The organism is Pengzhenrongella sp., from assembly GCF_036565025.1.
Taxonomy (GTDB): Bacteria; Actinomycetota; Actinomycetes; order Actinomycetales; family Cellulomonadaceae; genus Pengzhenrongella.
In genome coordinates this window covers 1-9,219 of the sequence record NZ_DATCNW010000457.1, presented here as the reverse complement: position 1 = coordinate 9,219, position 9,219 = coordinate 1, and the positions used below count along the sequence as shown (strand labels likewise).

The following is a 9,219-nucleotide window of genomic DNA, read 5'->3' as shown; positions in this document are numbered from 1 at the left end:
AGTAGGCGCCGTTCACATCGAGGTCGTAGTCGTACGTCTGCCAGACGGTGCTGTGCCATGCGGGATGCGACATCCACAGCAGCAGGCCAGTGGCGTCCTTCCACAGGTTGGCGTTCCACGCCTCGAACATCGCCCGATGGTTCTCGAAGTTGATGAACTGGGCCCGGCGGCTGAACTCGTCGAGGCTCGTCGACGCGCCCAGTCGGGCGTCGATCGCCGCCCGATAGCTCCCGGTCTGCTGGTTGCCCTTCTCGGACCAGTCGTGGTAATTCCACACCTCGCTGATCGGCCAGCCCGGCCCGTCGCCGACGAGGTTCTGCATGCTCTCGGTCACCGAGACCACCGGCATCCCGATCTCGGTGTGGAAGCCGAAGGCGTTCGTGTCGTACGTGCTCTTGTCGTAGTACTGGGCCAGCTCGAGCCACTTGTAGGGTCCGTGTCCGCTGACGATTCCGCCGGCCGAGTTCGGGATGTAGAGGATCTCGCCGTCCTGGGTGGCGACGGCGTCGCGCATCCCTTGGTCAAGGTGCGCGGGAGGGTTCTCCTCGTTCGCGCCGCACCAGATGACGATCGAGGGATGTGTGCGGTACCGCCGGATCGTCTCAGTGACGGCGTCGACGTAGCCAGGAACGTCGTCGTCGAACTGGCCGGCCTCCCAGAAGTCGTTCCAGACCAGGATTCCGTTCTCGTCGCAGAGCGCGTACAGCTCATCGCGGTCGCTCGAGCCGAGCCAGTTGCGGATCATGGTGAAGTTCATGTCCCGGTGCATGCGGACGGCGGCGGCGAGCCGACCGGGCAGGACGCGGCGCAGCATCTCGTCCCAGCCCCAGTTGCCGCCACGGCAGAACACCGCGACGCCGTTGACGCTGATCTTCATCTGGGTGATCACGTTGCTGACCGCCTTGACGTCGGTCCAGGTAGCGCCGTCGCTCGAGACCTGGATGATGTAGTCGCGGGCGTACGCCTGCTCCCAGTCGATGGCGACCTGGTCGAACGTCGTCGCGGCGCCGAAGTCGACCTCGATCCACTGGTTGTCCTGGTAGCCCGACGACCAGCGGGTGCGCGGATTTCCGTCGACCGCGTTGGCCGCCAGATTGCCGTCGTCGGACGAGGCGGTCGCCGTCATGCCCTGCGCGAGGTCGGTCGTGGGCCGCGCGCTGTCGAACGCGCCGAGCGTCCACATCGAGATGCCGTAGCCCGTCGCACGGGCGCCACCCTGGATGCGCAGGTACTGGGCTGCCTGCGGCGCGAAGGTCTCCTTCTGCACGACCGAGTCTCCGAGGGCCGCGTTGTTGTCGACGGCGATCGCGTCGGTCCAGGTTGCGCCGTCGGGTGAGGTCTGGACGACGAGGGTGAGCGCGTACGCGGCCTCCCAGGCGATCTCGACGCGGTCGAACGACCCGGTGGCGCCGAGGTCGACCTGGATCCACTGGTTGTCGGTGTATTCCGACGCCCACCACGTCGTGTTGTCGCCGTCGACCGCCTTGTCGGGGGTGCCCCAGTCGGAGCCGGACGACGACGCCGTCGCGACCTTGTGCAGCGCGAGGTCGACGGCGGGGGTCACGCTGCTGGCGACGGCGAGCCGGAACATCGAGAAGCCGTAGCCGGTCGCGCGCTTGCCGCACTGGAGGCGGACATACCGCACACGCTGGGGACCGAAGTTGATGATCTGTCCCGGGTTGTCGCTGCCCGACGCGACGATGAACGTGGGCGCGCTGGACGGGGGCACCACCACGGGCTCGTTCGAGGCGTACGCGAACTGGCGGATACCGAACCGGGTGGCGCGGCGATCGCTCACCGAGCTGCCGATCGAGACCGTCATCGTCAGGTCGTAGAGGGCCGGGTCGCCGTAGCCGTTCGGCCACCACAGGCGCGGCTTGGCGACCCGCAGTGCGGCGAAGTCGGCGGGTGCGAAAACGACGTCGAGGCTCGTGCCGGCGGGCACGCTGACCGAGCGGTCGACCTGCACTGCGCCGAACGACGCCTGCACCGTGGCGGTCGCTCCCCTCGACCCGACGTTGGTCACGGGAACGGTGATCGCCACCTCGGCCACGTCGGTCTGGGGGAGGTTCGGCAGCGTCGTCACGACGCGCGGATCACCGATGACAAGGCTGCCCGTGCTGCGCAGCCGGACGTGATCCGCGAGGCCGGCACCGCGGTCGCGAACCGCGGGCATCCAGTCCCAGCCGGATGCGGCGAGGTAGGTGGGGGAATCGAGGTAGAGGCGCGCGGACTGCACGAACGTGTTCCCGTTGTCGCTCTTGTCCCCGGGCGTGCCCGGGTGGGCCATGGGGGTCACCCGCACGGCCACGACCTGCGGGAGCGCCGCCGGGGCAAGGGCCGCGGTGACGTCGAAGACGCCCCGGCGGAAGGGGTTGGGGACGGACCCGACGTTCGCTTCGCTCGGTCATCTCACGGGATTCGCATCGCCCTCGCCGCGGACTCGATCGACTAATGGAAAAGGGTGTCAAGGACGACCATTGCCATCCCGTTTGCGACGAATGTCGCGTCCGGTGTGGAGGTGACGCTGACCTGAGGGGTCGGAAAATTGTCGGCGTGGGCCGCGAGCGTGTTCCAGATGCACGCTTGAAACAGGGCGGGATCCTTGTCGATGATCGTGCCGCCGAGCGTCACGCGGTCTATCCCCAGCAGTCGGTCGAGATTGGCCAGGCCCACACCGAGCAGGTAGGCCGCTCGCTCCAAATCCCCGTCTCGTACCGCGGTGAGGCACAGCAGCTCCAGACAGCCCTGCCGTCCGCAGTCACAGGTCGGGCCGTCGACATCGATCGTCTGATGGCCGAACTCCCCTGCCCGCATCGATCGGGGTTGATAGACCTCGCCCCCAAGGATCAGGCCGGCACCCAATCCGGCGCCCAGATGGACGTAGACGTGGTTGGGTCCGTGGTTCTGCTCGTGGACGGCCCGGGCAGCCGCTTCGGTGTCTTTCCACAGCGTGACCGGCAGGCCGATGGTCGACCGGAGAGCTTCGAGGAGTTTGACGTTGTGCCAGTGCGGCAAACGGGTCACCGGGCCGAGCGTTCCGCTCGCCGTGTCGAGGGGCCCCGGGCATGCCACCCCGACACCGACAAGATTGTCGCGCAGGAATGGATCGCCGTCGGCAAGGAGGGAGGTGATCTGAGCTTTGATCGCCTGGAGGACCTGCTTGTGAGTCGAACTCATCCCTATCGGCAATGACCGCAGGTCGTGGACGTTCCCAGCGAGATCATTGATGACGAAGGTCGTCTGGTCACGGTCCAGGTAGATGCCCAACGCCCAGCGTGCGGTCGCTCGCAGCCGGAGCAGCGTGGGCGGTTTCCCACCGGTGGAGAGCCCCTGCCCCGCCCGCTGGATGAGGCCCTCACGTTCGAGGCGGTTGACGATCTTGCTGATTGCCTGCGGGGTGAGCGCGGTGGACTCGGCGATGCGGGCTTGCGACGAGCCTGCCTCACCTGCTCGGCGCAGCGACGTGAGGACGAGTGCCTCGTTGAGACCTCGGATGGTCGGCAGGTTGAACCCTTCGCGACCGTCGGTTCCAGCTGACATCGCGCCACCCTATCCCCTCTTATACAACAGTGTGGTGTATCTACGTTGCGGTCCGCGCCGATGCGCGCCCCAGACCCGAGAGAGCCCTTGACATTTGTCTCCACTGTTGTGAAAGTGCCCTGAGCACCCGCTGCAGATCAGCTGACACGCTCGCCGAGCCAGAGGAAGTGACAGCAATGCTGACGATCGCCTACATCGGCAACGGCAAGAGCACGAACCGCTACCACCTGCCGTTCGTGCTGACCCGGGAGACCTTCCGAGTCAAGACGATCTACTCCCGCGCCGACACCTCCCCGTGGCCCGCCATCGAGGGCGTCACCTACGTGCAGGACATCGAGGCGATCTGGGACGACCCGGAGATCCAGCTCGTCGTCGTGTGCACCCCCTCGGACTCGCACGTGCCGTATGCACGGGCCGCCCTCGAGCACGGGAAGCATGTGCTGGTCGAGAAGCCATTCGCGGCCACCGCCCGCGAGGCACGTGAGCTCTTCGCGCTGGCAGCGGACCGGGGCCTGTTCCTTCAGTGTTACCAGAACCGCCGGTTCGACTCGGACTTCCTCACCGTGCAGCGCGTCATCGAGAACGGAGTCCTCGGGGACCTGCTCGAGGTGGAGATGCACTACGACTACTTCCGCCCGGAGGTGCCGACGAGGCTCGTGCCGACGTTCTCGGCCGATCACTCCTACCTCTTCGGCCACGGCGTCCACACCGTCGACCAGGTGCTGAGCTACTTCGGCAGTCCGCACGAGGTCCGGTACGACGTGCGCCAGCTGCTGGGGCCGGGCCGCATGAACGACTACTTCGACCTCGACCTGCACTTCGGGTCGCTCAAGGTCTCGGTGAAGTCGAGCTACTTCCGCGTGAAGGGGCGTCCCAGCTTCGTCGTCTACGGCACGAAGGGAATGTTCGTCAAGGAGACGAAGGACCGGCAAGAAGAGCACCTCAAGGTCTTCTACCTGCCCGAACAGCCCGGCTTCGGGATCGACCTCGCCGAGCACTACGGGACGGTGACCTATTACGGCGACGATGGCGCATACCACGAGGAAAAGGTGACCTCGCAGGTCGGCGACTACGGGCGGATCTACGACGGCGCGTACGACACCATCGTCAACGGCGCACCGAAGATCGTGCCGGACACCCAGACCATCGAGCTGATCGGGATCCTCGAGGCCGGGCTCGGCCCGATGATCGAGCGGGAAGCGCAGCGATGACTGCCGCAGGACTCACCGGGACGCAAGAGCACTCATGAGACTTGCGATCCTGGGCTCAGGCATGATCGTCCGCGACTTCCTGTCCATCGCTCACGAGCTCCCCGGCGCCACCCTCGCCGCGATCTTCGGGCGCCCCGCGGCTCGCCCCGTGCTGGAGGAGCTGAGCGGACGTCACGGAATCCAACGCGTCTACACCGACCTCGACGAGTGCTTGGCGGACCCGACCGTCGACACGGTCTACGTCGCCCTGCCCAATCTACCCGCACCGCATGGTCGAGGAGTTCCGCACCTTCGAAAGGATGGTCCGCGACCGCGACCTTGCCCAAGGCGATGCGCGCCTCGACCACAGCCAGCTCGTGCTGGAGCTGGCCACCGAGGCGCTGTCGAGCGCCGGGCTCCACGTCGGGCCTGTCGACCAGGTGTCCGCGTAGACGACAAGTGCGCACGCCAGTGACTGGTGGCTCGCCGCATACTGAGGACATCTGGACGCAATGGATCATCGAGCGAAGGTCGAGACGATGAGCACCACGGTCGCGGACGGGTCGACGAATGCCGCGACGGCCGCCGCCGATTTCGACGACCCACGCGAGCACATCGAGGTGGGTGTCCTGATGGCGACCGGCCGTCTTGCGGGCCGCCGGTTCGCGTCGCGCGCCGAGGCGCAGGCGTGGGCACGGCCGGAGGACGGCGAGCAGGTGGTCGAGTACAACCTGCTGTGCGAGTGCGACCGCTGACCGGGCAAGACGGACCGAAGGTCGGCTGCGTATCCACCATCGGAGGCGACCAGCGCCGTCGTTCGACATCACGGGCCCTGTCGTTCGACGCCACGGGGGATTTCAGCCGGCCTGGTCGAGCAGCCGGCTGAGGCGTGCCTTCTTCCTGTTCTCCCGGACGATCCAGTTGGCGTCCGCGTCGGTCGAGGCCTCGAGCGCAGCGAATGCTGGGAGCCCCCGCTCGGGGTCACCGGCGATCGCGACGCTCCAGCAGTAGCCGAGCCCTTGTCGCAGGACGCGTACGTCCCCACGCTTCCGCTCCTGCAGGGGGCGCCGGGTGAGGGAATCGGTCGCGGCCCGACACACCTCGAGGGCAGTCCGGGCGGTCTCGGGGTCGGACAGCAGCCGGGGCTCGCAGATCCCGGCAACGGCGGCACGTTGAACCAGCGGATCGGCGTCGTACGCCCAGCGGCGCACGACGACGCGCAACTGTGCCGCATCCGCATCACCGAGTCGTTGAAGTGCCATGGCGACACCTTCGCGGATCCGCCACCGCTCGTCCGAGGCCTGGCTGTGCAGCAACGTCGCCAGTTCCTCGCGCCGCGCGCCGGTGGCCTCGACCAACAACCTGCCGAGGGCGGCGGCCGCGCAGGCGGCCAGGTACTCGTCGTCGGACCCGACCAGGCGCAGGATCAGCTCGGTCGGTGCAACGTCGCCGAAGGCCGCGAGCAGCTCGAGGTTGCCGCGCGGTCCGGGCAGCCCGGAGTGCGCGGTCAAGAACTCCCGCATCCCCGACTCGTCGAGCGACCGCAGCTCCTCCTGGAGATCAAGGCGCTTGCTCATGGGCGGATCGTCCCACTCTGGGGCCAGGTTCTGCCGGTTCGGCGCGGCGGTTCACCGGCGAGACGATCACGACCGTGACGGAGCTGGTCGTGCGCCGACCGAACTGGTGCTACCGCTTCAGCGCCACCTTCTCAGCGATGGACACGGTCTTCCACTCCGCGATCCGGGCCTGCTGGAGCGGGGTCTTGCGGTTCACGAACCAGGCGGCACCGAGCGCCACGAACCAGACCGGCACGACGACGAGCCCGAGGCGGGTGTCCTCGGCCTGGGCGAGGGCGACCAGCACGAAGGCGAAGAACGCCAGCACCACCCACGGCATGAAGGTCGAGCCGGGGAGCTTGAACGACGACGCGGCGTGCAGCTGCGGGCGGTTCCGGCGGAACGCGATGTAGCTGACCATGATCATCGACCAGGTGAAGAGGACCAGCACCGAGGCCACCGAGGTGACCACGACGAAGGCGCGGATGACCGAGTCCCCCGAGTACAGCAGGACCAGCCCGACGAGCATGAAGACGCAGCTGAACAGCAGGGCGTTGCGCGGGACCCGGCGCTTGCTCAGCTTGCCGAAGACCTTCGGCGCGTTGCCGTTGCCGGCCAGGCCGTAGATCATCCGCGACGTCGAGTAGATGCCGGAGTTGGCGCTCGACGCCGCCGAGGTCAGCACGACCAGGTTGACGACGACGGCGGCGATCCCGAGCCCGGCGAGGGTGAACATGCCGATGAACGGACTGTTGTCGGCGTTGATCGTGCGCCACGGGTTGACGGCCATGATGACGATCAGCGCGCCGACGTAGAAGAGCAGCACGCGGACCGGGATCGAGTTGATCGCGCGCGGCATGACCTTCTCGGGGTCCTTGGTCTCGGCGGCCGCCGTGCCGACCAGCTCGATGCCGCCGAAGGCGAAGATGGCGAGCTGGAATCCCAGGACGAAGCCGAACAGGCCGTGCGGGAACATGCCGCCGTCGTTCCAGATGTTCGCGACGTTCGCGACCGCGCCGTCGGGGGACGTGAACCGGGTGGCGACCATGACCGCACCGGTGATGATCAGCGCCACGATCGCGACCACCTTGATGATCGCGAACCAGAACTCCATCTCACCGAACGCGGCGACCGACGGCAGGTTCAACGCGAGCAGCACGAGCGGCGTGATCAGCGCGGGGATCCACAACGGGGTGCCCGGCGAGAGCACGTGGACGTAGCCGGCGATGGCGATGACATCGGCGACGCCGACGACGACCCAGTAGAACCAGTAGGACCAGGCGGTGACGAAGCCCGCCCACGGGCCGAGCAGGTCCCCGGCGAAGTCGCTGAAGGACTTGTAGTCGAGGTTGGAGAGCAGCACCTCACCCATGGCGCGCATGACGAAGAACAGCATGAAGCCGATGATCGTGTACACGAAAAGAATGGACGGACCGGCGAGCGAGATGGTCTTTCCGGACCCCATGAACAGTCCCGTCCCGATGGCCCCGCCGATGGCGATCATCTGGATATGACGGTTGCTCAGCGAGCGGGCGAGCTGCGGTGCTTCGCCTCGGCCGGCTGATCCGGCTGCGCTCGCTCGGGTCTGGGAATCGTCGGTGATCTGTTGAGCCATTGAGCGAATTACCCCATCGCGACTGAGCGAGGCCGCGCCGAGGCGCAATGCTGGGCGGACTCGCCGGGCTCCGACCCGAAACCTGCGACCCGCGAAACATGCGTGCCGCCTGGTCGAGCCCGCGCGGGGGCCGGGCCCCCACCCTGGCCGGCGGCCACGAGATTCCGATCAGACTAGACGACCGATGTTTCCCTCTGTGGTCCGGACGACTTCGACGAGGGCGTCGAGCGCGTCGCGCGGGTGGCCGTCGACCGGGCGCCGGACCCGCTGCGCGCGGCGGATCTCGAGCCCGGGCAGCCCGGCGAGGTCGGCCCCGACGTCGTCGGCCGTGAAGAGCACCGACGGGTCGGACGGACCCCCGACGCCTTCGCCGGGGTTCGTCCGATCGTGCCCGACGACGAGCAGGACGCCGTCCGGCACGAGCGCAGCCGCCGCGCGGCGCACGACGGTGCGCCGCGCGTCGTCGGGCAGGTGCAGGTACGCCAGGACGACCGCCGAGAAGGAGCTCGGGGCGGGGACGTACGCGAGCACGTCGTCGTGCACCCAGGCGATCCGGGGCAGGGTAAGCGGGGCGCGAGCGGCCTGCAGGGCGCGCCCCTTGCGGAGCGCCTCGGCGGAGAAGTCGACCGCGGTGACCTCCCACCCGCGCGCCGCGAGCCACAGCGCGTTGCGCCCCTCGCCGGCACCGAGGTCGAGGGCGGAGCCGGCGGGGCGAGCGGCGAGCGCCTCGACCACCCAGCGGTTGGGCTCCGCCGTCCAGATGAGTTCGGCCGCGGCGTAGCGCGCGTCCCAGTCGGCCGCGTCCATCGGTCCGGCGGGCATCTGCTGCGAATCAGGCGAGGGAGAGGAAGAGCTTCTCGAGCTTGTGCAGGTCGGGCGTCTCGGTGCCGTCGGACTCGGTCAGGCACTGCTTGAGACCGGTCGCGATGATCGCGAAACCGGCCTTGTCGAGGGCGCGGCTGACCGCGGCGAGCTGCGTGACGACGTCCTCGCAGTCCCTGCCCTCGTCGAGCATCCGCACGACGCCGGCGAGCTGGCCCTGCGCGCGCTTGAGGCGATTGACGACGGCGCCTAGTTCGTTCGGGTCGAGCTGCATGGTCGCTCCCTTGCCTGACGCGTGGATGCGACCAGGATACCCCCGCGGGTACGTACCGCGGGGGTCCGCACGTCCCCCGGCTAGCGGGACCTTCCTGGCTATCGCGGGCGTTGCCCGTGAACGTGCAGGTCAGGTGCCTGTTTAGGGTGGCCGGTTTGTATTACCCATGTCAGCGCTTGGGGGCGTAGGTCTCGAGGTTGAACAGGTCGAAGAGCTGCT

Annotated in this window: 9 protein-coding genes and 1 pseudogene; 4 read left to right on the top strand and 6 right to left on the bottom strand. The window is 67.9% G+C overall.

What is annotated here, in order from left to right; translation table 11 throughout:
* Both VIM26_RS25705 and VIM26_RS25700 read right to left on the bottom strand, forming a co-directional pair.
* Positions 1–2,305, bottom strand: a 2,305-nt coding sequence (locus tag VIM26_RS25705) for a discoidin domain-containing protein (protein ID WP_331956176.1), incomplete at its 3' end; no start/stop codon positions are given.
* Between the two features lie 146 nt (positions 2,306–2,451).
* Positions 2,452–3,543, bottom strand: coding sequence for an ROK family transcriptional regulator (locus VIM26_RS25700; RefSeq protein ID WP_331956175.1), 1,092 nt, complete (start codon positions 3,541–3,543; stop codon positions 2,452–2,454).
* Positions 3,544–3,719: 176 nt separating this feature from the next.
* Between VIM26_RS25700 and VIM26_RS25695 the strand changes: the two genes are divergently transcribed.
* From VIM26_RS25695 to VIM26_RS25685, 4 genes and pseudogenes are all read left to right on the top strand, one after another.
* Complete coding sequence (locus VIM26_RS25695; RefSeq protein ID WP_331956174.1) at positions 3,720–4,754, top strand: Gfo/Idh/MocA family oxidoreductase; 1,035 nt, start codon at positions 3,720–3,722, stop codon at positions 4,752–4,754.
* 34 nt (positions 4,755–4,788) lie between these two features.
* A pseudogene (locus VIM26_RS27255) lies at positions 4,789–5,007 on the top strand (Gfo/Idh/MocA family oxidoreductase); the annotation flags it as partial.
* 16 nt (positions 5,008–5,023) lie between these two features.
* Complete coding sequence (locus tag VIM26_RS25690) at positions 5,024–5,185, top strand: hypothetical protein (RefSeq protein ID WP_331956173.1); 162 nt, start codon at positions 5,024–5,026, stop codon at positions 5,183–5,185.
* 87 nt (positions 5,186–5,272) lie between these two features.
* Complete coding sequence (locus tag VIM26_RS25685; protein WP_331956172.1) at positions 5,273–5,488, top strand: hypothetical protein; 216 nt, start codon at positions 5,273–5,275, stop codon at positions 5,486–5,488.
* A gap of 102 nt (positions 5,489–5,590) precedes the next feature.
* Here VIM26_RS25685 and VIM26_RS25680 read toward each other — a convergent pair whose 3' ends face one another.
* The 4 genes from VIM26_RS25680 to VIM26_RS25665 form a co-directional block, all read right to left on the bottom strand.
* Complete coding sequence (locus VIM26_RS25680; RefSeq protein WP_331956171.1) at positions 5,591–6,310, bottom strand: HEAT repeat domain-containing protein; 720 nt, start codon at positions 6,308–6,310, stop codon at positions 5,591–5,593.
* A gap of 109 nt (positions 6,311–6,419) precedes the next feature.
* On the bottom strand, positions 6,420–7,904 hold the full coding sequence (locus VIM26_RS25675) for an amino acid permease (protein WP_331956170.1): 1,485 nt from the start codon (positions 7,902–7,904) through the stop codon (positions 6,420–6,422).
* Between the two features lie 168 nt (positions 7,905–8,072).
* On the bottom strand, positions 8,073–8,726 hold the full coding sequence (locus tag VIM26_RS25670) for a class I SAM-dependent methyltransferase (protein WP_331956169.1): 654 nt from the start codon (positions 8,724–8,726) through the stop codon (positions 8,073–8,075).
* Between the two features lie 10 nt (positions 8,727–8,736).
* On the bottom strand, positions 8,737–9,000 hold the full coding sequence (locus VIM26_RS25665; protein WP_331956168.1) for a metal-sensitive transcriptional regulator: 264 nt from the start codon (positions 8,998–9,000) through the stop codon (positions 8,737–8,739).
* Between the last annotated feature and the right edge of the window lie 219 nt (positions 9,001–9,219).

Coding starts and splice junctions, on each gene's coding strand:
- VIM26_RS25685 (WP_331956172.1), top strand. CDS start 5,273: ATGAGCACCACGGTCGCGGACGGGTCGACGAATGCCGCGACGGCCGCC.
- VIM26_RS25670 (WP_331956169.1), bottom strand. CDS start 8,726: ATGCCCGCCGGACCGATGGACGCGGCCGACTGGGACGCGCGCTACGCC.
- VIM26_RS25680 (WP_331956171.1), bottom strand. CDS start 6,310: ATGAGCAAGCGCCTTGATCTCCAGGAGGAGCTGCGGTCGCTCGACGAG.
- VIM26_RS25695 (WP_331956174.1), top strand. CDS start 3,720: ATGCTGACGATCGCCTACATCGGCAACGGCAAGAGCACGAACCGCTAC.
- VIM26_RS25665 (WP_331956168.1), bottom strand. CDS start 9,000: ATGCAGCTCGACCCGAACGAACTAGGCGCCGTCGTCAATCGCCTCAAG.
- VIM26_RS25675 (WP_331956170.1), bottom strand. CDS start 7,904: ATGGCTCAACAGATCACCGACGATTCCCAGACCCGAGCGAGCGCAGCC.
- VIM26_RS25690 (WP_331956173.1), top strand. CDS start 5,024: ATGGTCGAGGAGTTCCGCACCTTCGAAAGGATGGTCCGCGACCGCGAC.
- VIM26_RS25700 (WP_331956175.1), bottom strand. CDS start 3,543: ATGTCAGCTGGAACCGACGGTCGCGAAGGGTTCAACCTGCCGACCATC.